General features: G+C 33.8%; 22 protein-coding genes and 1 tRNA gene. 5 read left to right on the forward strand and 18 right to left on the reverse strand.

Translation table 11 applies throughout. The features are described from left to right. Nucleotides 1–3 precede the first annotated feature (3 nt). The 7 genes from DKT72_RS13935 to DKT72_RS13965 form a co-directional block, all read right to left on the reverse strand. The gene (locus tag DKT72_RS13935; RefSeq protein ID WP_111309358.1) at nt 4–1095 is read right to left on the reverse strand and encodes a diphosphomevalonate decarboxylase; all 1092 of its coding nucleotides are present in this window, start codon (nt 1093–1095) and stop codon (nt 4–6) included. Then, complete coding sequence (locus tag DKT72_RS13940) at nt 1096–1632, reverse strand: DUF1697 domain-containing protein (protein ID WP_111309359.1); 537 nt, start codon at nt 1630–1632, stop codon at nt 1096–1098. After that, nucleotides 1629–2843: a BaiN/RdsA family NAD(P)/FAD-dependent oxidoreductase gene (locus tag DKT72_RS13945; RefSeq protein ID WP_111309360.1), complete on the reverse strand. Its 1215-nt coding sequence runs from the start codon at nt 2841–2843 to the stop codon at nt 1629–1631. The genes DKT72_RS13940 and DKT72_RS13945 overlap by 4 nt, the downstream gene beginning before the upstream one ends. Beyond that, nucleotides 2840–3514, reverse strand: a complete 675-nt coding sequence (locus DKT72_RS13950) for a glycerophosphodiester phosphodiesterase (protein WP_111309361.1) — start codon at nt 3512–3514, stop codon at nt 2840–2842. The genes DKT72_RS13945 and DKT72_RS13950 overlap by 4 nt, the downstream gene beginning before the upstream one ends. Nucleotides 3515–3823: 309 nt before the next feature. Beyond that, nucleotides 3824–3905 (reverse strand) — tRNA-Tyr (locus DKT72_RS13955). A 57-nt stretch (nt 3906–3962) separates the two neighbouring features. Next, nucleotides 3963–6674: a TonB-dependent receptor gene (locus DKT72_RS13960; RefSeq protein ID WP_111309362.1), complete on the reverse strand. Its 2712-nt coding sequence runs from the start codon at nt 6672–6674 to the stop codon at nt 3963–3965. A gap of 36 nt (nt 6675–6710) precedes the next feature. Then, entirely contained in the window at nt 6711–7565 is an 855-nt protein-coding gene (locus DKT72_RS13965) for a GLPGLI family protein (protein WP_111309363.1), read from the reverse strand. Between the two features lie 166 nt (nt 7566–7731). Here DKT72_RS13965 and DKT72_RS13970 point away from each other — a divergent pair, with 166 nt between their 5' ends. Genes DKT72_RS13970 through DKT72_RS13980 form a run of 3 tightly spaced genes read left to right on the forward strand, consistent with a single transcriptional unit; the run spans nt 7732 to nt 10016 of the window. Continuing rightward, the gene (locus DKT72_RS13970; RefSeq protein ID WP_111309364.1) at nt 7732–8520 is read left to right on the forward strand and encodes a hypothetical protein; all 789 of its coding nucleotides are present in this window, start codon (nt 7732–7734) and stop codon (nt 8518–8520) included. A gap of 3 nt (nt 8521–8523) precedes the next feature. After that, a complete protein-coding gene (locus tag DKT72_RS13975; RefSeq protein WP_111309365.1) occupies nt 8524–9138 on the forward strand; it encodes a deoxynucleoside kinase in 615 nt (204 codons plus the stop codon). A 38-nt stretch (nt 9139–9176) separates the two neighbouring features. After that, nucleotides 9177–10016 (forward strand): phosphatase PAP2 family protein, encoded by an 840-nt coding sequence (locus DKT72_RS13980; RefSeq protein WP_111309366.1) that lies wholly within the window; start codon nt 9177–9179, stop codon nt 10014–10016. Nucleotides 10017–10067: 51 nt separating this feature from the next. Here the strand turns inward: DKT72_RS13980 and DKT72_RS13985 are convergent, their stop codons facing one another. The 3 genes from DKT72_RS13985 to DKT72_RS13995 form a co-directional block, all read right to left on the reverse strand. Further along, the gene (locus tag DKT72_RS13985; protein WP_111309367.1) at nt 10068–12482 is read right to left on the reverse strand and encodes a sodium-translocating pyrophosphatase; all 2415 of its coding nucleotides are present in this window, start codon (nt 12480–12482) and stop codon (nt 10068–10070) included. A gap of 123 nt (nt 12483–12605) precedes the next feature. Beyond that, nucleotides 12606–13133, reverse strand: coding sequence for an inorganic diphosphatase (locus tag DKT72_RS13990; RefSeq protein ID WP_111309368.1), 528 nt, complete (start codon nt 13131–13133; stop codon nt 12606–12608). A 364-nt stretch (nt 13134–13497) separates the two neighbouring features. Beyond that, a complete protein-coding gene (locus DKT72_RS13995) occupies nt 13498–15018 on the reverse strand; it encodes a GH3 auxin-responsive promoter family protein (protein ID WP_111309369.1) in 1521 nt (506 codons plus the stop codon). A gap of 42 nt (nt 15019–15060) precedes the next feature. On the opposite strand from DKT72_RS13995, the gene DKT72_RS14000 reads away from it, so the two are divergent. Beyond that, entirely contained in the window at nt 15061–15855 is a 795-nt protein-coding gene (locus tag DKT72_RS14000; protein WP_111309370.1) for a DUF2797 domain-containing protein, read from the forward strand. 51 nt (nt 15856–15906) lie between these two features. On the opposite strand, the gene rpsU is transcribed toward DKT72_RS14000, so the two are convergent. From rpsU to DKT72_RS14020, 4 genes are all read right to left on the reverse strand, one after another. Next, nucleotides 15907–16101 carry a 30S ribosomal protein S21 gene (gene rpsU / locus DKT72_RS14005; RefSeq protein ID WP_111309371.1) on the reverse strand — a complete coding sequence of 65 codons (195 nt, stop codon included), beginning with the start codon at nt 16099–16101 and terminating at the stop codon, nt 15907–15909. A gap of 36 nt (nt 16102–16137) precedes the next feature. Then, nucleotides 16138–17001: a sigma-70 family RNA polymerase sigma factor gene (locus DKT72_RS14010; protein ID WP_111309372.1), complete on the reverse strand. Its 864-nt coding sequence runs from the start codon at nt 16999–17001 to the stop codon at nt 16138–16140. Nucleotides 17002–17109: 108 nt separating this feature from the next. Further along, nucleotides 17110–19812, reverse strand: coding sequence for an AsmA-like C-terminal region-containing protein (locus tag DKT72_RS14015; RefSeq protein ID WP_111309373.1), 2703 nt, complete (start codon nt 19810–19812; stop codon nt 17110–17112). A 132-nt stretch (nt 19813–19944) separates the two neighbouring features. Next, nucleotides 19945–20649, reverse strand: coding sequence for a queuosine precursor transporter (locus DKT72_RS14020; protein WP_111309374.1), 705 nt, complete (start codon nt 20647–20649; stop codon nt 19945–19947). Nucleotides 20650–20721: 72 nt separating this feature from the next. On the opposite strand from DKT72_RS14020, the gene folK reads away from it, so the two are divergent. After that, complete coding sequence (folK, locus tag DKT72_RS14025; RefSeq protein WP_111309375.1) at nt 20722–21849, forward strand: 2-amino-4-hydroxy-6-hydroxymethyldihydropteridine diphosphokinase; 1128 nt, start codon at nt 20722–20724, stop codon at nt 21847–21849. Between the two features lie 257 nt (nt 21850–22106). Here the strand turns inward: folK and DKT72_RS14030 are convergent, their stop codons facing one another. The 4 genes from DKT72_RS14030 to DKT72_RS14045 form a co-directional block, all read right to left on the reverse strand. After that, nucleotides 22107–23066, reverse strand: a complete 960-nt coding sequence (locus DKT72_RS14030; protein ID WP_111309376.1) for a HaeIII family restriction endonuclease — start codon at nt 23064–23066, stop codon at nt 22107–22109. Between the two features lie 3 nt (nt 23067–23069). Continuing rightward, nucleotides 23070–24119, reverse strand: coding sequence for a DNA cytosine methyltransferase (locus DKT72_RS14035; RefSeq protein ID WP_111309377.1), 1050 nt, complete (start codon nt 24117–24119; stop codon nt 23070–23072). Beyond that, nucleotides 24116–24445: a helix-turn-helix domain-containing protein gene (locus DKT72_RS14040; protein WP_162623318.1), complete on the reverse strand. Its 330-nt coding sequence runs from the start codon at nt 24443–24445 to the stop codon at nt 24116–24118. The genes DKT72_RS14035 and DKT72_RS14040 overlap by 4 nt, the downstream gene beginning before the upstream one ends. Before the next feature lie 781 nt (nt 24446–25226). Then, nucleotides 25227–26018: an SDR family NAD(P)-dependent oxidoreductase gene (locus DKT72_RS14045; RefSeq protein ID WP_111309379.1), complete on the reverse strand. Its 792-nt coding sequence runs from the start codon at nt 26016–26018 to the stop codon at nt 25227–25229. Nucleotides 26019–26318: the final 300 nt, after the last annotated feature.

Genomic DNA, 26318 nt, shown 5'->3' on the forward strand with positions numbered 1-26318 from the left:
TTGTCAATTATCAATTGTTAATTGTTTTGCTCCTAAACCAATTTTATCGACAATATAGTGCGCATTTTCGATATACGCAACTAACTCATTATTAATAAATTCTAAAATTTGATTACTTTCTTTTTCTGGATATAGCACATGAACATTGGCTCCGGCATCTAAAGTAAAGCCAATATGCCATCCAGACTTTTTTCTAAAATCCCATATTTTATTAATAATTTCCAGCGTATTAGGTTTCATTAAAATAAAATATGGCATGCTTGTCATCATCATAGCGTGCAAGGTTAAGGCTTCACTTTCAATTAAAGCTATAAAGGCATTTAGATCTCCAGACTCTAAGATAGTCATCAATTTACTTAAATTGTTGTGTGCTTGTTTAAACCTTTCTTCTGCAAAAGGATGGTAATACATTAAATTATGTCCAACCGAACTACTAACTTGCTTTTCACCTTTATCTACCAGCAAAATAGTGTCTTGATAATTCTTAAAATTTTCGTGGATGGTATATGGATATTTTATCCCAAATAAATCGCTACTTCCTTCAATATTACCATGCTTTCCCCAAACAACCAAATCACCTTCTATACTTCTACAAGCACTACCAGAACCTAATCGTGCTAAAAACGAGGCTTTTTTATTACAATAAGCCTCGGTTACAGCATCATTTAATTGTTTTTCAATACTCATTAGGCATAATGCTAATGCGCTCATACCTGAAGCAGATGATGCAATTCCCGAACTATGCGGAAATGTATTGGTGGTTTCTATATTAAAATGATAGTCTTTTAAAAAAGGTAGATATACTTCAATGCGTTTAAAAAACGTTTCAATTTTCGGTTTAAAATCGTCTTTATTTTCACCATCTAAGAACACTTCAAAAGAAAACGCATTGTTAGTTTCTTTTTTTGAGAAACTTACCGTCGTAATGGTTTTACAATGGCTAAGGGTAAAACTTATGGATGGATTTTCAGGAATTTGATCTTTTTTCTTTCCCCAATATTTCACCAATGCAATATTACTGGGCGATTCCCAAGTAACCTTACCACTTTCCACTGTTTTGGTATAGGGTTTTGGAATAAATTGTGCTTCTGTCATTTAATTTGCTTCGGTTGACAAAGATAATAACTTTAGCATTGTATTATAATTTCTTGCGGTTCCTATTACCTTCAATTTGCGTTCATAAGTATTCATATTGAACTTTGTTTTCCCGTAACCAGTTGAACAATAAAAATAAAGACAGTCATTTTTGATTACAACTTCTTCGTTTTCATAAGGTATCTTATCCACTTCTTTCAATAAGCTAGTTTCAGGGATTTTATTGAGTATTATAAAATAACTATTTTCCTTTTTTTCTTTTGAAAACGGACAGGCTTCAAAAATTATTTGTAACTCTTTATTAGTTTTTACAATTACAGAAACTTCAAATCCAAATTGAGTTACAATAAGCTTTTGAATTTTATTCTCTAATTGCGATGGCCTTTCTGAAGATTGAAATATCACATTACCACTTTGAATATACGTTTGCACATTCTGAAATTTTGCGTTTTTTAATAGTTCTCGCAATTCTGCCATAGGGACTTTTTTATGTCCACCAACATTAATTCCTTTTAAAAGTGCAATATACGTTTTCATTTGCTACTCATGTTTTGAGCTGCTATAAAAGCACTCGTCCACGCATTCTGAAAGTTAAAACCACCTGTTACGGCATCAACATTCAATACTTCACCAGCAAAATACAAATTTGGAATGCGTTTACTTTCAAAAGTTTTAAAATTGATTTCTTTTAATTCAACACCGCCAGCTGTGACAAATTCCTCTTTAAAAGTACTTTTTCCATCAACCTTAAAAACAGCTTGTGTTAATTGATTCGCTAAAGTTTCTAGCTGGTCTTTATTTACATCGGCCCAACGTATCTCATTATCCATTTCACAAGCTAAAACCAATTTTTGCCAAAGGCGTTTAGGCAAATCGAATTGGGGAGATTTATAAACCGTTTTCTTAGCTAAATCGTGTTTTAATTGTTTTAAAATATTTAAACAATCATCAAAAGATGAATTTACAAAATTGATGTCTACTTGAAATTTATAATCCCGCTTTGCTAATTCCAAAGCACCAAAAGCCGATAGCTTTAAAATCGCTGGTGCGCTCATACCCCAATGGGTTATAAGCAAAGGCCCACTACTTTCTAAATGACTATCAACTACTTTAACCAACACATTATTAACTACAACGCCAGGAATATCACGAATACGTTCATCTTTAATATTGAAAGTAAACAAAGAGGGCACCGGATTGGAAATAGTATGACCTAGATCTTCTAAAAGTTTCCAAATTTTAGGATTGCTCCCCGTGGCTACTAATACTTTTTTTGATTTGAATATGTCTTGAGTTGTTTCTATGATAAAGTCTTCTGATTCTTTCTGAAGGGATTTTACAGAATGATTTAAAAAAACATCAACCTTATGTTTTTTGGCTTCACTTAAAAAGCAATCAATAATAGTTTGCGACGAATCGGTCATGGGAAACATACGCCCATCGTCCTCAATCTTTAATGCAACGCCACGTTTCTCAAACCATTCTATAGTATCGCCAGTCATAAACTGATGGAAAGGGCCTAATAATTCCTTTTCACCCCTCGGGTAATTTAATACCAATTCTTGGGGAATAAACTCGGCATGAGTCACATTACACCTGCCACCACCAGAGACTTTCACTTTAGTTAACACGTCTTTTCCGCGTTCTAAAATAGCCACTTTTAATTGAGGATTTTGCTCTGCTATATTGATGGCCGCGAAAAAACCTGCAGCACCACCTCCAATAACAAGCACGTCTTTTTCAATCATATTCTATCAGGGAAATCGGAAATAATACCATCAACACCATAAGATTTGATGCGTTTAATAGGTTTTAGGTTATTTACAGTATAGGTATAGACCTTAAAATCCACCTTTAAATTCTCAACAATTTCTTGGGTTAACATGGTATAATCTGGATGTATGGAAACCGCATTAATGGTTTTAGCAAAACCAACCGCTTTCTCTATATTAGTATCTGTAAGTACACCAAGTGGTATTTTTTTGTTTTCTTCAAAAACTGTTTTTAATAATTCCTTTTGAAAACTAGACACTATAATATTGCTATAATCCCAACCCTTTTTTTCAACAAAAAAATCTATTAATCTACTGGCTTCTTTTGCTGTATCATGGCCTTTCAACTCAATATTTAACAGACATTTATTATTTATAAATGTTAAAACCTCAGATAAAGTTGGTATTTGGCAATGTCCTTTTACTTGAACTTGTTTTAATTGTTTTAAGGTGAATTTTGAAACTTCTCCTGTAGTATCTGTCATTCTATCTAGCGTAAAATCATGAAACACAACCAACTGCCCAGAAGCACACCTGTGCACATCTATTTCTATACCATCAACACCTAAGCTTAAAGCTTTTTTAATAGATTCTAACGTGTTTTCTGCTACATGCCCTTTAGCCCCGCGATGTCCAATTTTTTTCATCCTGTAAAAGTACAAATTAAACAATTGCAATAATTTAAAGTTTTCAGGCGCAAATCAAACTATTTGGCTTTATAAAAAATATCCGCTATCTTCTATTTGACGTATTTATTCTTTTTATGATTTTTTATGTACTATTTTTAAGAAGGGCAGTAACTTTCCAAGAATGGTCTCATAAAACTATCAAAAACTGAATGAGTTTAAAAAAATAATAATTAAAAACTGCACACAACAAAAAGTATATAAAACTTTAAACGAAACCATAAAACAAAAAGCAAGCTTTATATTAGCTTGCTTTTTTATTTTCATTAGTGGGGAGAGTAGGATTCGAACCTACGAAGACGTAGTCAGCAGATTTACAGTCTGCCCTCGTTGGCCGCTTGAGTATCTCCCCAAAACCGAGGGCAAATATATTACTCTTCTTTAATTGTACAAAATAAAAACCTTTATTTTACAACTGATAAATCAATCTAAACGACACAAATAATGGTTGTATAAAATATTCTGTAGCACTTACTGAAAAATCACTAACATTGGTATTGTTTTGAGACTTAGTATTGAACAAGTTAGTAGCTTTAATTTGATATTCTAACTTAGCATCATTATCTTTTCTGTAAGATAGGGACGCATTCCAAAATTTATAATTATTTATAGTCTTTACATCATTACTATAATTATTATAAGAGAAATCCGTATTAAAAGTAAACGTTTTTAAAATTAAAGCATCTATGGTTATAGAGGGTGTTTTTGTATAGAATTTGGTGTTATTGCTTCCTTGATTATTATCTTGAATACCATAGCGATATGCCACCTCAACATTAGGAGCCGTTTTAAAATTAGTTCTTAATTCGGCGCCATATGTTTGAGAAAAACTCTCGTTTACCGATTGTGTATTTTGAATAAACTGGTTAAACTTTGAATAACTGAAGTTCCCATTTACAGAGGCTCTTATTTTACCAAATGTACGTTGAAATCTTCCATTAGCACTAGCACTTTCATCCGCAAAAGGCGAGTTAAAAGGTGTACTCACACGAACGACACTTCCCGATTCAAAAATAGAGGTGCTTCTTATATTATCAATACTTTTATTGTAATTTAAACTTGCAAACACATTGGTATAGTTAAACAAATTAAAACTGTTATATGATAAACTCACATTATGGGATAAAGCACTTTGTAAATCTGGATTGCCAGAAAATAATGAGCTATAGCTATTTAAAACTAGACCACTGGCGAAGTTTGCCACATCGGTAAATTGGGTTTGCATTCTGTAATTCAAACTAATTTGCTCGCTATTTTTTATTTGCATAAGCATATTAAAGTCTGGTAATACTCTAAAAAAGTTGTCAACCGTTTTGGTGTTTTGTTGTGTATTCTTTGTACTATAAGCATGTAATGAAACCCCTGGAGTGAACGTAAACATACCAGATTTTAATCTATAATGTGCTGCCACATACATATCACTAAAATTATATTTAATATCATTCCTATCTAACCCATTATTAATAGTTGGTGTTGGATCAAACTTAGAATCATCATCTAAAAACTGAAAAATATCTGAATTAAATTTTTGTGAGCTTAGTATAGTTCCTAACGTCAAATTAATATCACTTTTATTATTTAAAATATTCCAGTAATCTAATTTAGCATCTAATTGATTGGTTTTTATACGCTTGTTTTGAGCAATATTATAATCTATTTGAGCACCATCTAGACCTAAATTATTTGCCGTGCCATCGTAATTAGCTTTATCATCTAAAATCGCATTGTAAAATGGGTCTTCATCTTGTAGTAAATGTTGAACTGCTAAAGCAAATATGTTTTTATCATCAATAGTCTTATAATAATTTAAATTTTGATTGATACTGTAAGGTGTAGAACTTTGTAATTGAGCTATATTACCATTCACTGTTGAGAAAAAATCTTGGTCTTGAGATTCTTTTGATAGCCTTCCCATAATATCATAATCCAATTGATTATTTCCATTAGGCTTATACTTAGCAGATAATTTTAACATACCTAAATCACTACGTTGCACCGTATTACTTTGAGTACTTTCATCTGGTATACCTAAATTTGGGTTGGTATATAGAACATCTCTATTTTCTTGAAGGAGTGTTTTACTGTTTGAGAAAATAGCAAAACCACTTAAATCCAATGTCTTTTTGGGAGACCAACTAAAATTTGCTGCTCCAAATTTGCTACTTATGTCTTTAGCTCTATTATTTTGCGCAGTTAAAAAGCTCAGATTATTGCTTCCTAAATTAATATTGGTTCCACTTGTTCTACTTGGACTGTTGAAACCTCCCGTAAAATTGAAATAGTCCCGACGTGTAAAAGCAACTTCACCTAAATTGTTTAAATCTGTTATAATGTTTATACTGTAATTTGGACTGTAATAAAATAGTTTGGGTTGAAACAAGTATAATTCATTTTGATTTGAAGCTCCACCTCCAGCAGTCACAGTACCAAACCAAAAGTTTGTTTTACCTTCTTTTAATTTAATATTGATGGCTACATTATCTTGATTATTTGTAACACCACTTAATTGGCCTATCTCAGCATAATTTTTAAGAACCTGTATTTTATCAACCACATTCGACGGAATATTTTGTGTAGCCAGTTTGGTATCACCATCAAAAAATTCTTTTCCATCCACCATAATTTTAGAAACCACTTTGCCTTCAACCTCAATTTGTCCGTCATCATTCAATTCTACGCCAGGCAAATTTTTAAGTACGTCGCCTAATTTTCTTTCGGTTCCCGTACTAAATGAGTCCGCATTATAAGAAATGGTATCCCCTTTAATGGTTACTGGCATTTCGTAGACCAACTCTACTTCTTCTAGACTATTATCTTCCTGTAAACTAAAATTCTTCAGAACATCTTGTTCTTTTGTCACAACATCCTCTTGCGCGGTTTTCATACCAATATAGCTCGCCTGTATTTTGTAAGAGGTGTTTTTATCTAAAGTTAACTTATAATACCCTTTCTCATTGGTAATTCCATAAGAATCCAATTTTTGGGTTTGTTGGTTGATGGCTATAACATTAGCCAGTTCTAAAGGCGAGCCTAAACTATCTTTTACGACACCTTCAAGTTTTATTTGTGCATACGATGACGTAGCAACTAAAACAGTTACTAAAAAAATTAATTTTTTCATTTAAATTTTATGGATTGGTTTGTTGGTTTTGTTTTTTTAAAAAGAACCTCTTCTCCCTCCGCCAAAGCCTCCACCAGATCTTGCTCCACCGGAGTTTTGCCGCATTTCTTCTTGTTTGTCAGCCGCTATTTTTTCATACTCTTCTTTTGTAACCACTTTCCCTTTAGAAGGCATCTTTATGGTTTCTTTTTCGGTCGGATTCAATACAATTTTTGAGCATAACATAACCGTTGTATCATCATGAACTTCTAATATCAAACCTGGTAATCCCCAATAATCTCCCGGCCCTTGGCTCACAGGTATTTGTGGTGTGTACCAAACAGTGACTGTATATTCCTTAGCGATAGGATCTTGGCTCTCTTGATTATTATTTCTATTAAAATTCGGGAGTCCCATGCCTACATCTGCTTTTTTTATTGCAGTGGCTTTAAAACACATATACTGACCAATCATTTTGGTTTCAGTTCCCATGTCCCAATTTAATTTTGACAAACTATCTTTTACCAAAAATTGTTTTCCAAAAAGATCCCGTTCTTGTATTAATTGTAAGTCTTTTATATTCTTGTATTGATTTCCACCACCGGCGCTCATCATTCCAAAACGCATACCGCCTCCACCTTGCGCTGGAGCATCTAATTTTTCTTCTTCTTTATAAAGTGATTCTGACGGATTGAATGTGAGTATGTATGTTTTTTCCAAAGCGCTTTTCATTCGTTCTGCTATTTGCTTTTTTTGCGCCTCGCTCATCTGCCCTCCTCCAAAATTACCCATGTCTAAAAATGTTTTCGTTTGGTAGTAAACCTTTCCCTGAAAGTCTTTTTGAGCAAAAGATAAAACTGTAAAAAAAAGCAATGATACGGTAAGGGCTATTTTTGGAGATATAATTTTCATAATTTCATGTTTATGGCACGTATAAAACTCGTTTAATGACACTTAGACTCATTTAAACCTCTTTAGTTTAATTGTAGATAGTTAAATTCTTATTAAATTGCACGGCTAAAACTTTTATAACTAAAATTTGTTTGAATTTTAGCGTTTTCAAACCCAACACCCAACTATGAGACATATATATTATATTATTACCTTTTTATCTTTATCCATATTTCAAAAAGATGCTATTGAAACATTGTTTATAGATAAAACTGCTTTAGAGGCAGACACCTTAGTGAGTGCAAATAACTTTGATACTATATTTTATATTTCAGAAAACATTCTTTTTAAAAAAACGGATGAAACAAAAGGTATTGATATTGGATATAATAATTTTGAATTAGGCAACATCACATCAGTCAACACGTTTAATCCTTTAAAAATCAATGTGTTTTATAAAGATGTTAATACTGTTGTGGTTTTAGATAATAGACTTACTGAAATGTTTAAAATTGATTTTAACACCTTTCAACCACATAAAAACGTGACGCATATATCTACGGGCTCTGATAATACCCTTTGGGTTTTTAATCAAGACACACAAACTTTAGAACTTTATGATTACAAAAGCAATTCTAGTCGAGCCAAAACCTTACCTGTTAAAGGTAACGTTTTTGACTTAAAAAGCAATTATAATGCTTGCTGGTTACTAACTAAAGACCATTTATACATATATAATTATTCTGGAAGTTTATTAAAAAAAATAAAGAATAACGGGTTTACTGAAATAGTTGAAAACAATGGAAATCTTATTTTAAAAAAAGATAATGACCTGTTTTATTTAAAAGACAATGCAGAAATACCTGCTGCCATACAACTTCCCAATTTATTGATAAATCAGTTTTATACAACCGACGAAACCTTGTATATTTACGATGGTGAATATCTTCATAAATTTAAATTAAAAATAAACTAAAACATGCATATTGCTATTGCCGGTAACATTGGAGCCGGAAAAACCACACTGACTAGATTACTAGCAAAACATTATAAATGGGAGGCACAACTAGAAGATGTCGTAGATAATCCGTATTTAGATGATTTTTATAATCAAATGGAGCGTTGGAGTTTTAATTTACAAGTTTACTTTTTAAACAGTAGATTTAGACAAGTGTTACAAATTAGAAAAAGTGGTAAAGACATTATTCAAGACCGGACAATTTATGAAGACGCCCATATTTTTGCGCCTAATTTACATGCCATGGGTTTAATGACCAATCGTGATTACGAAAACTATAAATCTCTTTTTGATTTAATGCAATCGTTAGTTCAAGGGCCAGATGTATTAATTTATTTGCGAAGCTCTATTCCGAATTTAGTGGCACAAATCCACAAACGTGGACGCGATTACGAAAATTCTATAAGCATAGATTATTTAAGCAGGTTGAACGAACGCTATGAAGCTTGGATTCATGGTTATGATAAAGGCAAATTATTAATTATCGATGTAGATAAACTTGATTTTGTAGATAATCCAGAAGATTTAGGACATGTCATCAATACCATTGACGCAGAGATTAATGGATTGTTTTAGAAAGTTTTAAAAATAATTATTCCTTATATTTTCTATTGATGCTGAATTTTAAAACTTTAACTGCTTTTTATATTTGTTTTTTACTTTCGAATATTAGCCAAGCCCAAACAGACACAACGGCAACAAAAAACAGAATATGGAAACAACTTGCCTTTGATGGTAAATTCACATTGCAAAGCATTGGTAACGGATTGACGCAGCCCTTACGATGGCAAAAAGGAGATTTTATTACCGCGGGTGCAATAGTTGCTGGTACGGGAATTCTTTATCTAGCTGATAATGATGCTCAATCTTTTTTTCAAAATCATCAAAAAGATGTTCCACAAGTCTTGAAAGACGCTGGGTGGTACTTTGGTAGTCCTCAAAACTTCTTTATGCTTACCGCAGGAATTTATAGCTTTGGACTCATAACAGATAACGAAAAGGTACGCCACACAGGCGTTTTAATTATTACATCTGCAGTTACGTCTGGCATTGTTCAATCTATTACTAAAACCGCTGTGGGACGTGCCCGCCCCTCGTCTGGAAATCGAGACGATTTCAAACCTTTTGATAAAGGAGCGGGATATCATTCATTTCCATCTGGTCATGCTATTTTATCATTTTCAATGGCACATTCAATTGCTAAACAGTTTGATAATTTTTGGATAAAAACAGGTATTTATACACTCGGCTCCATTGCTCCTGTTTCAAGGTTATGGGCAGATGCACATTGGTTGAGCGATGTTGGTCTTGGCATTGCTTTAAGTATTGTAGTTGTGGATGGCATGGATAATTTTATGAAAAAGAAAAATGTTTACAACTATTCAAAACTAAAGCAAATAAACTGGCAAATAAAAGCTGGCTATGGCACTATTGGTTTTATTGGCACCTTTTAAACAAAAAAACCACGCCAATGCGTGGTTTTTTTGTTTAAAAGGTTAATTATTTTATTTAATGATTACGTCTTCTGTCATCTGTTCTGAATTTGACATTTCAGATGAATCAATTTTATCGTTATTTCTTAAAGCTTCTACACTCGCTTTAACTTCTTCCTCTGTTCCTGTAAAGTTTTCGTAACTTGTAGATGTTTCTCCGTTTTTAGTTGTTACTGTAGTTACCACGGCTTTAAAAGTACCATCTTCATTTTCAATCATATTCACTTTAACTTCTTTAGAAACCATTTCTTTTTGCGCATCATTATTTGATACATAAGCTGTCATAACATCATCGGAAGGCAAAGCTATACTTGGTGCAATGACCAAGGCTACAACCGACATTAATTTTAATAAGATATTTAATGAAGGCCCCGAAGTATCTTTAAATGGGTCACCAACAGTATCTCCAACAACAGCTGCTTTGTGGGCATCTGTTCCTTTACGACCATCGGCTTCAATCATCTTTTTAGCATTATCCCAAGCGCCACCAGCATTCGATTGAAAAATAGCCATTAATACACCACATGTCGTTACACCAGCTAACAAACCTCCCAACATTTCAGCATGACCAATGAAGCCAACAGCTACCGGAACAGCAATGGCCAATAATCCTGGCAACACCATTTCTTTAATGGATGCTTTTGTTGAAATGGCAACGCATTTTTCATATTCTGCATACCCATCGGCGGCATCAAAAATAGCTCGATCTTCTGCAGTTGCTTTACTCATATCAGAATCATACTTACGCATGACTCCTAAAGCCGCTTTTAACTGTGGAATATCTTTAAATTGACGACGTACTTCTTCAATCATGGCCATAGCTGCTCTACCTACAGCATTCATTGATAACGCAGAGAACACAAAAGGCAACATCCCTCCCACTAACAAACCTGCCATAACAGTCGGTTTTGAAACATCGATGGATGAAACATTAGCCACTTTCATAAATGCAGAAAATAACGCCAACGCTGTTAAAGCGGCAGAAGCAATAGCGAAACCTTTACCAATCGCAGCAGTTGTATTACCAACAGCATCTAATTTATCGGTACGCTCACGTACTTCATGAGGCAGTTCTGCCATTTCAGCAATTCCACCAGCATTATCAGAAATGGGTCCGTAAGCATCAACGGCCAATTGAATTCCTGTATTGGCTAACATACCCACGGCTGCAATAGCTATACCATAAAGACCTGCAAAATAATGAGACACTAAAATAGCAGCTGCTATTAATAAAATAGGAACCATGGTAGACATCATTCCTACACCTAAACCGGCAATAATGTTTGTAGCTGCACCTGTTTCAGATTGTTTTACAATACTGCTTACTGGTTTTGTTCCTGTACCTGTATAATATTCGGTTACTTTACCAACTAATAAACCAGCTACTAATCCTGCAATCGTTGCCCAAAACACGCCCATGGAACTATATGAAACATTTTCATAAACCCATGTTTCTGGAATTAAAATATCGATAATAAAATATGATGCTAAAACCATTAATCCTGCTGAACCAAATTCCCCAATATTTAAAGCGGTTTGAGGATTACCTCCATCTTTTACTTTAACAAAAAAGGTTCCTATAACAGACATCACAATACCGACAGCAGCTAATACTAATGGTAAATAAACAGCTCCCAAACCCGCAAAATCCGGTGTGATAATAAAAGCTCCTAAAACCATGGTTCCTATAATAGAACCTACATACGATTCGAATAAATCGGCTCCCATTCCAGCAACATCACCAACATTATCACCAACATTATCTGCAATAGTTGCGGGATTTAAAGGATGATCTTCTGGAATTCCAGCCTCTACTTTCCCAACTAAATCGGCACCTACATCGGCCGCTTTAGTATAAATACCACCTCCAACACGTGCAAACAACGCTATAGAAGATGCTCCTAAAGAAAAACCAGAAAGCACATTTAAAACCAGTCCTAAATTATCTGCTCCTGGCCATATGTTTTGATATATAGCAAAAAGGCCACTTAGACCTAATACGCCAAGTCCAACCACACCTAATCCCATGACAGCCCCACCAGCGAAAGCTACTTCTAGAGCTTTCCCTAAAGAGGTTCTAGCTGCTTGCGTCGTTCTCACATTCGCTTTAGTAGCTACCTTCATGCCAATAAAGCCCGCTAGAGCCGAACAAATGGCTCCGACAATAAATGACAATGCAACCATACCGTTTGAACCTACTTCATTGTTTCCTTTAAAAAACAACAATATAGCCACGGCTATTACAAAAATTGATAAAATTTTATACTCTGCTTTAAGAAAAGACATGGCACCATCGGCAATGCTTTTAGCAATTCGTATCATTCTTTCATTACCTTGTTCTTGCTTGGTAACCCATGCACTCTTCACAAAAACGAATAAAAGTCCTAAAACACCAAAAAGGGGCAAAAAATTTACTATTAATTCCATATTAAGTTAGTTAGTTAAATATTTTTTTAATGGAGTTAAAAATAGTAAAATATAAGTGATAAAAAAAACCACCTTTAATTAAAGATGGTTCATTTTTTTAGGGATTTATTAGTAATCTTTCAATTAGATAGTAAACGTTCTCTTTTTCTTGTGTTCACTTTCATCATATCTTTGAACACACTTGTGATAAATCTTAATAGCTTCTTCTGCATTTCCCCATCCACCTGTATCTACTTTTTTCTTTTCTAAATCTTTATATACTTGAAAGAAATGCTCTATTTCTTTTAATCTGTGAGGATTTAAGTCACTTATATCGTGGTTATTACTCCAAATAGGATCTGATACGGGCACACAAATGATTTTTTCATCGGGTCCTTTTTCATCTGTCATATGAAACACTCCAATAGGCCTTACTTCCATAACGACCATAGGATAAGTTGCCTGATGCCCTAATACTAAAACATCTAACGGGTCATGGTCTAAAGCCAATGTTTCCGGAATAAATCCGTAATCACCTGGATACATCATGGATGAAAATAACATACGGTCGAATCTGATTTTGTGTAATGTAAAATCGTATTCATATTTATTTCTACTTCCCTTTGGTATTTCTATCAATACATCAAAAGTTACTGAATGGTTTTCGCTCATAGTTGATTTTTATTTTTTACCAATTACGTAATGGTATAATTTATTTTAGACTTTTAGACTGCAAATTTAATGAACACATACACGTTTAACAACTAAAACAATATGTATTATCTGTAATTATCACAAGTGAATATTCCATTATTGTTGAATTAATCATATAAAAAAACACTCTAATTAGAGTGTTTTTTATTTTTATGGATGTTAATTAATAATGTACACTATTGAAATTATTCACATGGTAATTATAAACTTTTGTAAAAGTATAGTTATTTAAAAAGAGGGCAAAAAATTTTACTCTATTTTAGATTATAAGATAAAATACCCGTTTAAAAACTTTCCAGGATGCTATTGGTCGGTAAAATAATCAGATTTTATAGTCTAAACTTAATAACGCTTCTAAATAATCTCTATTGTTCGAAAGCCTCGGTATTTTATGCTGCCCTCCTAATTTGTTATTTTGTTTTAACCAATCGTAAAATAAATTAGGGCGTGCCATGTGTATTATTGGCTTGTTAAGAGTGATATTATTATATCGTTTTGCCTCATAATCTGAGTTCAAGGCTTTCAAGGCATTATCAAATAATTCAGTAAAATAATTAATATCTTCTGGTTGCCTTTTAAACTCCATGATCCATTCGTGCCCACCTTTTTCCTTGCCTTCCATAAATATGGGAGCGGCCGTATAATCTACGATCTCTGCTTTGGTAAGTTTACAGACCTTTTTCAAAGCTTGTTCAGCATTTTCAATGATAAGTTCTTCTCCGAACACGTTAATATGACTTCGTGTTCTGCCCGTAATTTTAATTCTATACGGATTCAAAGATGTAAACCTAACCGTATCTCCTACCTTATACCGCCAAAGTCCTGCATTGGTAGTGATAATTATGGCATAATTTTTATTTAATTCAACCTCACTTAATGGGATGGCTTTTTCTTGTGAAGTACCATAAAACTCCATAGGAATGAACTCGTAGAAAATACCGTAGTCTAACATCAACAGTAATTCACTGGAGTTATTCCGGTCTTGGATAGCGAAAAAACCTTCGGACGCATTATAAATTTCATAATACCTAAATCCTTTTTTGGGAAGTAGTTTTTTATATTGATTTTGATAGGGTGTAAAACTAACGCCTCCATGAAAATAAACTTCTAAATTCGGCCATACATCAAATAAATCCTTTTTCCCTGTGGTTTCCAAAACATTATTTAATAGCACAAGCATCCAAGACGGCACGCCTGCCAAACTAGTCACATTTTCTTGAATGGTCTCATCTACAATGGCCTGCATTTTATGCTCCCAATTGCTCATTAAAGACACTCTATTGCTGGGCGTACTACTAAATTCAGCCCAAAAAGGCATGTTATCAATTAGTATGGCAGACAAATCGCCATAAATAGTACCGTTTTCCTTATACATTTCTTTACTTCCGCCAAGTCTTAAACTCTTGCCTGTAAATAACTGCGAATCTTCATTATTATTTAAATACATACACAGCAAATCTTTGCTGGCTGCATAATGGCAATCCTCTAAAGATTCTTGGCTAACAGGTATGAATTTACTTTTAGATTTAGTGGTGCCGCTAGATTTTGCAAACCACTTTATGGGCGTTGGCCACAAAATATTATTTTCACCATCTCTAGCTCTTTGAATAATATGTTGGCAGCCTTCATAATTTGTTATAGGCACTCGTTCTGCAAATGTCCTATAATTTTTAATCGATGCAAAGTCATGTTCCTTACCAAAATAAGTATCCTTAGCAAAATCTATTAAACTTAAAAGTAATTCATTCTGTACTTCATTTGGGTATTTTAAAAACAATTCTATTTGATGGAACCGTTTTTTTAAAAACCAAGAAGCAATAGAATTCACTATCGGAATTGGCATATTTGTATTATATTTAATTCCTTAAAAATAATACTTTTTTTCATGACTTTTGAAGGTGTTTTAACAAAAATGGAAAGTGAATTCTCAAATCCTATTCAATACTATTTGGTATTTGAAACTGATTTTTTGAGTATGAACCAGTTACTAGAGAAAACCATGACCATTAGTTTTATTAAATACCAATGTTTAAATTGTGGTTTAGATAAACCTATTTACAGACAAGGGTTTTGTAAAAGCTGTTTTTTTGATATTCCACAAGCAGCGGATTGGATTATGCGTCCCGAACTTAGCACCGCACACTTAGATAAAGAAGACCGAGACTTAGAGTATGAAAAGAAAGTGCAATTACAGCCGCATATTGTTTATTTAGCAAATTCCAGCAATGTCAAAGTAGGGGTTACCAGAAAAAGTCAGGTACCGACCCGGTGGATAGACCAAGGTGCGCATGAAGCGATAGAAATTGTTGAAGTACCTAACAGATATTTAGCTGGCATCACCGAGGTTGCCCTAAAAGATTATGTGAGCGACAAAACCAACTGGCGGTCCATGCTTAAAAACGATATTAAGGATGAGGATTTGGTGGCATGGCGAGAGCGTTTAAAACAATACATCCCCAATGAAGCTATGGATTATTTTATTGCCAGCAACTCTGAAACCCATTTGGAATTTCCTGTGCATAAATATACTGTAAATCCAAAAAGCTTAAATTTAGAAAAAGAACAAAGCTACACGGGAAAACTTATGGGAATAAAAGGTCAGTATTTAATTTTTGACGACGATACTGTTTTTAATATTCGCGGTAACGAAGGCTTGTTTGTTGGTATTTCCATGCATTAAAAATCCCACTCACCTATTATTGTAAATGGGATATATTTTAAAATCCAACCACTAAATATCTTCTTGATCTCTAATGTTTTGAATGTATTCTGCTTTCTGAATTTCTTTACGTCTTTTTACAGATGGTTTGGTAAAAAATTGCGCTTCCCTTAAATTTTGCATCACTTTAACGTTTCTATATTTTCTTTTATAGCGTTTTAAAGCCCGTTCAATGTTTTCACCTTCTTTAATAATAATTTTTAGCATCTATAATTTTTTAATTAATGGATTTGTGTTTCAGGATTATCCTAAATACGTTTTTAAAATTTTGTTTTTTGATGTACGTCTTAATCGTCTAATAGCCTTTTCTTTTATTTGTCTTACACGTTCTCGTGTTAAACCAAAAGCATCTCCTATTTCTTGAAGACTCATGGGGTGTTTTTGACTTATTCCATAATAATGTCTTATAACTTTTGCCTCTTTTTCAGATAATGTCTCTAAAACCCGATTCACTTCAACATTTAAAGAATCGTTCATTAAGCCTCTATCTGCTTGAGGCGATTCATTGGAGCTCATCACATCATATAGATTTGAAACTTCTCCTTCTCTTAAAGGGGCATCCATGGAAATGTGCTTTCCAGAAATCTTCATGGATTGCTTGACATTACTAACCGTGAAATCCAAATTACTGGCAATTTCCTCAGCACTTGGCGGTCTTTCATGGGTTTGTTCCAACAAAGAATAGGTTTTATTTATTTTATTGATAGACCCTATCTTGTTTAAAGGAAGTCTAACAATTCTTGATTGTTCTGCCAAAGCTTGAAGAATGGATTGTCTAATCCACCAAACGGCATAGGAAATAAATTTAAAACCTCTGGTTTCATCAAATCGCTTTGCGGCTTTCACCAAACCTGCATTCCCTTCATTTATTAAATCTGGCAAGGCTAGACCTTGATTTTGGTATTGCTTTGAAACCGATACTACAAAACGTAAATTAGCCGTCGTGAGTTTATCTAAAGCCTTTTGATCGCCTTTGCGTATTTTTTGAGCTAATTCAACTTCCTCATCAGCAGTAATTAATCCAATCTTGCTAATGTCCTGAAGATATTTATCAAGGGACTTCGATTCTCTATTGGTAACTTGTTTTGTTATTTTTAATTGCCGCATTTATATTTCAAAAGTTTAAAAGTTATATACCTACAACTTAACTTTTTTAATGAGAAAACCTAATAAATACGGTATTTTCTTTTAAATATGCGGAAACCCAATAACTGTTTACTTAACGGTATCTTTCTTTTTCTTGTTACCTAACAAGCCTCCAAGTACATTTTTAACGGCCTCTTTTGTGGCATTGGTCTTTGTGGTATCGGTTGTTTTTACAGAGGTGGTATCTGTTTTTGTTTTACTGCCTCCAATAATACCGCCTAATACGTCTTTAACCGTATTATTTTGTTGTGTTTTAAGGGAGTCTGTTTTAGACTTGTTTCCATTTATTAAATCGCCAAGCATGCCTTGCACTTTATCTTTTCCTTGATTTAATAGTTTTTGTTTTTCTATCTCTACAAGTTGTTTGGTTAAATTGCTCACTCCACTTGTTAAATCGGTTTTTACGGTTGGACTTGTAAACGTTCCACCAATATTGGCCGTTACCGGAATGGTTATATTATTTGCTTGTTGATTATCTATTTTACCAATAAGTCTATTAACGTCGCTTCCTAAATATTTTGCCGGCACGTTAAATACTGCACTATAGCCTATGGACTTATCAAAACCATGAGATCCAGACACATCAATCGTAATATCTTGATATTTTAGCTGAAATGGTTTTACGCTCACTTTCCCATTGGCGAACTCTATCTTGGTTTTTAAATCTTTTAAGTCCAATTTATTAAAATCAACAAAAGACAAAGCTCCACTTAGCTTTGTTAATAATTGACTTTGCTTTGGGTTCACCTCTGTTCCCATTAATTCCGCTAAAAGATTACCAGAAATGGTACTTAAATTTGGTGTGAATTCTTTATCTAAATCTCCCGATAAACCAATGGTTGTATTGAATTTCCCTTGTAAAAACTTGGCGATTGGTGCTAAGTTTTGAAGTAAATCCAATCCTTTAAAGGCTTCGGAAATATCAAAATCTTTTGCTCCTAAATTAAAACTGAATGTAGGGGTAGCATTTTTTGTGGATACATTTCCGTTTACTGCCAATTTCCCTTTAAACAAACTCGAGGTTAAATCTTTAACCGTGGCTTGTTGGTCTTTTATTAAAAGCGTGCCCATCACATCTTTTAAATTCAAATTATCGTACACTACATTTTTTGCTACCGCATGAATGGTACAATCTAAAAACTGCGGAATTTTCAAGGTTTCCGTAGTGGCATTTGCGCTTTTTGTTTCGGTTTTAGTAGCAGTACTTTCGTCTTCTGCCATAAAATCATTGACCACAAAATTGTTTGCATACAAATCAAAATTACCTTGCAAGGTTTTATCGCTCATTACAAATCCCAATAGATTCTGAATGGTTCCCGTGGCACTTAAATCACTTTTCCCTGTTTTAGCATCAAAACTATTAAGCTTAACGGTTGATGGATTGAAGGTCATGTCCATTTTTGAGATGGTCATGGGTTGATTCATGGCATCGGACGTGAATACAAAATTGGTAATATTAGCCGTTCCTGATGCTTTTATACGCTCAAAAGCATTGGTTTCAATAGCATCCATGTCAAAGGAAGTATTGATATTGGCTTTTAAAATCCCGCTTAGTGGCGTATCTAAATCAAGAGGGTATGCTTTGGTTAAATTTCCTAAGTTTAAAACACCATTTACCATAGCATCAACAAGCATATTCCCTGTTATGTTTTTAAGCATCATGGACGATTTAAAAACATCATTATCTATTTTAAAGTTCAAAGCTTGTATATCTACGTAGGTATCGTCAACATTACCTGTCGTGTTTTTAATAGATGTATTAATCACAATATCTTCAACTTTTTTAGGCAAGTCTGGATATTTAAACGAGGCATTGTTGGAACTAATATTAATATCTAAAGTGGGAATGGTTTCTTCGGTTACTTTACCTTTTATGACACCTTTGACTTTAAAATCGCCCGTAGTTTCCACATTTTCTATGTTTTTTGAATAGGCTTCTGGAATAACTGCCAAAAAGTTTTTAAAAGAAGATTCCGGGTTTTCAAAAGTGATGTCTATATCTTGTCCTTCTTCAATAAGTTGCACATAGCCTTTAAATTCTATGGGTAATTTATTAATATACCCTTTGTTATCTTTAAAGGTGTATTTGCTATTGGCTAAGTCCAAACCAATTAAGGCATCTAACTTTATGAGGTTATTGTTTAAGTAATTGGTGCTATCCATGGTAAGGCTTATATGCGCTTCGGTTTTAGTATCTAATTCCGATTTATCCGCTGAAAAAATACCATTTCCTTGATGGTTTAGCTCCGTAATTTGAAGACTGAGGTTAGATTCTTCACTTAAATAAGTGATGGCACTATTGTTTATTTTATAATCTTGTATATCAAAAGAAAAACCACTTGAACTTGTTTCTTTTGCTGGGGCGTCATCTTCTTTTGTAATGTCGTAATTACTTTTGCCGTATTTATTGGTTTTCAAGGTTATTAAGGCTTCATCAACATTAATGGAATTGATAACAATGGGGTCATCTGCTTTTTTAAATAATTCTTTTACAGACATGGTAAACGAAATGTTTTTAGAAGTTAAAAACGTTTCATCTTTAAAAGGTTCAAAATTAGTAATGACCAAATCGCTCACACTCACATGGGCTTGCGGAAAGCTTTTTATAAAACTTAAGCTTACATCACTAAACTCCACATGTGCATTCAGGTTTTGGTTTATAAACCGTTTCACCATATTCTGAATTTGCGATTGAAACAAGAATGGTGTTGCAATCAATAATATAATAATCGTTAGTAATGTAATACCTGTAATTTTTAAAGCTTTTTTCATATAAAAATATTTATTGTTCTTTAGGGGTGTTAAGAAAAAACACCTCTAGAATAATATACGTAAAATTGGCACTAAAAGATGAATTAGCATCTTATTTTATGTTAAGTTTAAGAAAATATTGTATTACAAACTTTACAATAACGAAATTTCCTCATTAACTTGTAATTTAAATCGTTTCTTGAATAGAAACACACCCAAATACATAAAAGGTGTATCGAAAATGGCAATCAGCCATTTAAATACGACGCCACTTATTAATAAGCCGCTAAATTTCTCCCATTCTATAATATCAAACGAGCACAATAAAAATACAATGGTAAAGGTGTCTAAAAATTGGGAACAAAAGGTAGAGCCATTATTGCGTAACCACAAGTGTTTCCCTTTGGTTAGTCCTTTCCAGAAATGATAGATTTGAATATCTACAAATTGCGCAAACAAATAGGCCAACATACTTGCGGTGACTGCAATAGCTGTGCTGCCAAAAACTGTTTGAAACATCCCATCTGTAACAGGCGACCAACTCGTGGCTGGCACCGCATCGGAGACCAACACAATACCTAATGAAAAGATAGAGGCAAAAATACCTGCCACTACCACTTGGTTGGCACGCTTTTTACCATAAATTTCACTGATTAAATCGGTTATTAAAAACGTGATGGGGTACGGCAAAATACCTACAGAAATCTCAAAAAGCTTGGTTCCAAAAACTTCTATATGAAATGGGTACCAATAAAAAAATTTCTGAAAAATTAAATTGGAAACGACTAAGGAGGTTATAAATAGCGCACCCAGAAGCATGTATATACGTTGTGCGGCTAGTTTGTCTTGTATGGTCATATCAGATTGTGAATAAATAGGTCTTGTAAATATAAAGGAAACCATTTACTTTTTATTATTTTGCCATAACTTATGGGACTACCAACAACATTTCATATTGCTTTAGGCAGTAATAAAGGTGATAAATTTAAAAACCTTCAGGACGCTGTAAATGCCATTCACAACACTATTGGGCAAATAAAATCCATCTCAAGGGTTTATAAATCGCCTGCTTTGGGTTTTGATGGTGACGATTTTTTTAATGCTGTTTTAATTGTGGAAAGTGTTTTAGAAGCGGAAACCTTATTACAAGCATTACTGACTATTGAAAAAGGGTTGGGCAGAGAAAGAAACCATTCAGGGGTTTATGAAGCGCGCCCGATAGATTTGGACATTATTTTTGCAGAAAACCGCATTTTAAATACCTCAACACTTAAAGTTCCGCACCCAGAACTGGCAAAGCGCCGGTTTGTTTTACAACCGCTGCATGACTTGGACTCCAAATTAAAACATCCTGAAAACCATAAGGAGATTTCAGAGTTATTGGAAACCTGCGAGGACAACTCCGTTTTAGAAACCATTAATATTTGGTTAAAAAACCCCAGTAAAGCCTACAACTTTTCAAAATATAATTACATCGCTATTGAAGGCAATATTGGTGCGGGAAAAACCAGTTTAGCGACCCAAATAGCACATGATTTTAATGCCAAACTGATTTTAGAACGTTTTGCCGACAATCCGTTTTTATCTAAGTTTTACGAAGATGCTAAGCGTTTTGCTTTTACTTTGGAAATGTCTTTTTTAGCGGACCGCTACCAACAAATTACCGACGATTTATCGCAGCTCGATTTGTTTAAAGACTTTATTATTAGCGATTACGACGTGTTTAAATCGCTTATCTTCTCGAAAATCACCTTGCAAGAGGATGAGTTTAATTTGTACCGCAAGCTGTTTTACTTAATGTACAAAGACATTACGAAACCGGACTTGTATGTGTTTTTACACCAAAGCACAGAACGCTTGCAAAAAAACATTAAAAGCCGTGGACGTGCTTACGAACTCAACATCCAAAACGAGTATCTGGAAAAAATAAACACGGGTTATTTGGAATTTTTAAAAAGCCAAACAGATGTGAACGTCAAAATCATTGATATTTCTGACAGGGATTTTATTGAAAACCGTTCGGATTATTTGTGGGTTTTGGAGGAGATTTGTGGGTAGTTTGGGTTATGGTTGTCGGTTTTGTATAGTATTAGTAAGGAAAATTATGTTATTACTTTTCCACTTAAATGAACTTTTGAGAAAGTTAGCCCCTTTCGTTTAGCAAACAAATCCCTTAGGATGATAATAGTGGCTGGCTTTGTTCCGTTCTAATTATCAATTCCATATTTTTAATTCAGTTCAGATTGCGTGGTGGCTAGATATACTATTTTGTAATTTTTGGCTTTAGCAATTGAGCATGAAATTTAGCGTTGGCATTATGCTATAAAAATATGATTTGTAAATAAAGTATGTGGTGCACTAACTAGATTAATGTCAAATTTCAATGAAGGTTCAACCCTAGAACTTGCATTGTGAATCCTAAAAGATATTTGCCAACCTTCATTTAATGATACCAACAATGTAGTAGTTGAATTATCTTGATAAACAATTTCAATTAATCTTGTCGGTAATTTCAGTTTTGGGATTTTAGCTTTAGGTTTTACAGATTCAAATGGCAAATTCAAAGTTCCGTATAAATTGTAAGCTTGAATTTCAACTTTTTTGCTGCCTTTAATTACTTTATAAAAATCCTGATTTCCAATCAAATATTGCACAAGATTTTCGGCAACAATATTTGGATTTTCTTTATCAAGTCTTAAAAGTTCTCTTCGGAAAGCGTTTAAAATTTTAATATAAACAACTTCGTGCATATTTTCAATCGAAGTCCATTTCGTTGATTTGTCCTTTGCTCTTAAACTTGTCAACATATCAAAAATTGGCTTAATTTCGTTAAAATAGCTTTGTGAACACGGCACTCCCAACCACTTTTCGCCAAAGTCAATGCTTAATGATAATCGAGAATGTTTTACCGCTCTGTGATTATTCTTCGCAGAAATTCCAATTTCCCATTTTTGAAGAGAACGAATTATTAAAACATCCCGAACATCACCTGTTTGGCCTGCTTGGTCACTGACAATTTCAAGAACCAAAGTATCGCTTTTGTCTATTCCATTTGACAATTTAGGTTCAATGTCAATCAAAAAATTAATAGCTGCACTAGCAGTAATTCTAAAAGTGTCTCGATCGTTTTCAACAAAGCTATTAAAACAACCTTTTGCATTTTTATAAGGTTCATTTTCTTTAATTGAAATGCTGGTGATGTTTTTTAAACGTTCATAGAATTCTATAAGTAAAGCATATTCAAACGCTTTTCCATTTACTGTTTGATTCGCCATACTTTAGGATAGTGTATTTTCTAATTCTAATTGCATTATATTGGTTTTAGAAATTTGTTTTTCTGCATTTTCAATTTGGGATTTGATACTTAACGCCATATGCTTTGCCAGATTAACAGGAACTGCGTTCCCAATCATTTTATAACCGGCCGCTATGTGAGTATAATGAAAACTAAATGTATCTGGGAATGTCTGAATTCTTGCACATTCCCTAACACTTAACCTTCTGTATAAATCTTCTTTGCCCTTTACAAACTCACGAACATTTTGTTCGATAAATTTCATTTTGGGTGCTTGCGGATGAATAGGCGCGTGGCGACCGCCTGCCTGAATAGTGAAAGATTGATCGTCCCAAGTTCTAACTCTATTTCTTGACATAAACATTGACGAAAATCCGCCAATCATATATTCGTGATTTGAAACTTGACAATTTTCTTTATTGGTTTTATTTCCTTCTTTTGCAGGAACAACGCTATCTTTCAAATCCATAATTGCTTGTTCTAGCGAAATTTTTTCTTTCACAGGTTTTGGAAATTGGAATTTGAAGTTCAAGTCCTTTCGGATACCTACAAAAAACACTCTTTTTCGGTCTTGGGGAACATCAAAGTCTGATGCATTAAGTAATTGGAATGATAATTCATATCCAATTCCCGCATTTTTAAACAACTCTTGTATGTTTTTTAAAGCTTCGCTATGTCTGTTCAAAAGCATTCCACTAACGTTTTCGGCAAGAAAAAACTTTGGTTGTTTAGCTTCCAAGATTCTAATAAAATCGTAAAAAAGTTGTCCTCTTTTGTCATTTATTCCACGTAACGACCCAGCTTCACTCCAACTTTGGCAAGGTGGTCCACCAATGATTCCGTCGCATTCTGGAACTTCGTTAGATTTTATATCAATGATACTTCTTTTATCTAAAATTGTTTTAGGATGATTTTTCTCGTAGGTTTCCCAAATATCTTTGTCATATTCGTTTGCCCAAATCACATTAAAACCTGCTTTTTGGAATCCTAAATCAAGCCCGCCTGCTCCTGCAAAAAATGATACTATTTTCATACTGCTTTTTCTGTTTGAAGGTTTTTATTTAGTGTTCTGCGATATTCTGCCTTTTCTTCGGCTACTTTTAAGAGTTGTTTTGTACAATTTGTTTCGTATATTCTCTTACCTAGCTGATCGGTTATATATTCTTCTCCCAACTCTTTGAGGTTGAGTCCAAATATATTTGCCAATTTTGGAAGCCTCTTTTCATCGAAATCCCGAATTCCATTTTCGATTTTGCTCAAATTGGCAGAATCCAAATTCAGTTTCGCTGCAAGTTGTGTCAGAGTTAAATCCTTTTCGGTTCTCAAAAGTCGAATGTATTCTCCAAATGTTGTTTTCATAAGACTTGTCATTTTTTGACAAATCTAAAACATTTTTATGAATACCCAAGTTGTGTGGTAAGAAAATTTTAGCTCTTTTGTTTTTAAAGCATTTGCAAAAAACCGAAAGTGCTAAAGTGTGCTGGTGACATATTTTGCTGAATTTTTAATTGAACCAAGATGTAAGCCAATTTCAAAGATATGAATCCGTATCAATGATTTATATCACTCAATAAGCGAAGTTAGATTTCTCAAGGTTAAGAATCAAACTAAACTGTAAGACAAATTTGTTATTAATAAAGAAGAAGCATTTCAGAATAATCTATTTGATATCTTCATTAATTACCCCTCTTATCCCATACCCATTTCAGTCTAATTCGTCCTTTCTTCGTACAAACCCCCATTTTTAAAACATACACCAAAGCCATCCTCGAACAAGACACGAACAAAACTCGAACAAAACCCCTACTTTTTTAGGACGATGGGTCAATACGTGTCAAAGTGTGTCAATATGTGTCAAAACGTGTCAATATGTGTCATAATTTGGAAATATGCTTTTAATATTGTATTTTGTGAGGTTTTACTTTAAAAAATAAAAACCGTCCTTATAAAAGACGGTTTCTAGACGTGTATTTTAATAACAATGGAGGTGGTTCATTATTGACTTTTTGAACCCATTGACGGCTATGTTTTTACTGCCTGTTTACAACATCCCATCAGGCCATCCACAAAAGACAAAAACAAAACGATAACAACCCTTTCCCATTTGCTATTAATTTGTAAACAGGCCTCTAGTTTCGAATTACATGGAACGGTGATTGGAGGTGCGTTCTAACAAGGCATTATACATGGTCGCAGCCTTTTTATCAAACTCTTCGGGATGATTTAAATTGTTTTTGACATCTTCCAAACGTTGGTCTCCCCCTAAAATCACATCAATCTTATTAGTTTGTAAACCTTCCATTGTTTTTTGTGCCACTAATTCCGGGGTATCCATGCTGCCCATTTTAGCAGATGCCATCATAGGGGTTGCGGTGGCTGTTGGGTAAACCGTTAGCACTTGAATGGGGAAATCTTTCAATTCCCTTCTTATGGCTTCAGAAAACAACCTAACGCCTCCTTTTGTGGCTGCATAAGGGGCATAAAATGGCATCCCAATGAGTCCCAGACCCGAAGATACATTAATAATAGCAGCTTCTTGGCTCTTTTTTAAAAGCGGTAACACGTGTTTAGTAAGTAGAACCAAGCCAGTAACGTTTATATTTATTTGGGAAACGATATCCTCATCTGAAATAGATTCCAGCTTGCCCGCACTCACCACACCGGCATTATTTATTAATACATCCACCTCATCCCATGCGTTTGAGATGGCATTCACAAATCCGTGTATGGCATCTGGTTTGGAGACATCCCCTTGAAACAACAGAAAACGGGCTTCTGGGAACTCATTTTGTAAAGGTTTCAACTTATCTAAATCCCTACCTATCACTGCAAAGTCCCTCGTTCCTTTTTGGTACAGCTCATGGATTATCGCTTTTCCTATGCCACTACCTCCGCCTGATATGACGACTTTTTTATTTTCAAAATTTTTCATGTATAAGTGTTTATTGTTTTTTAATAGCTATAAGGTGTTACATACTGTTCATCGGCTGGTTGTTTAAACCTATTGTTAATGGCGACGTCCTATCTAGTATTAAATGTATTATTAATTTATTCGAAAGACGGTATTCCGACTCCTAATTTTAATCATGCTTTTAAGAGTTTCATAATTATTCTATTTAGACGACATGGATATCTTAACTTACAAAATAGTGGGTTAAATATATGTTTATTGCCTAAACACCAATTCATAAACAGTGTTATGTCGTACTGATATTTGCTAAACTCTTCAGAA

Origin of the sequence: Confluentibacter sediminis (assembly GCF_003258355.1) — a bacterium.
Lineage (GTDB): Bacteria > Bacteroidota > Bacteroidia > Flavobacteriales > Flavobacteriaceae > Confluentibacter > Confluentibacter sediminis.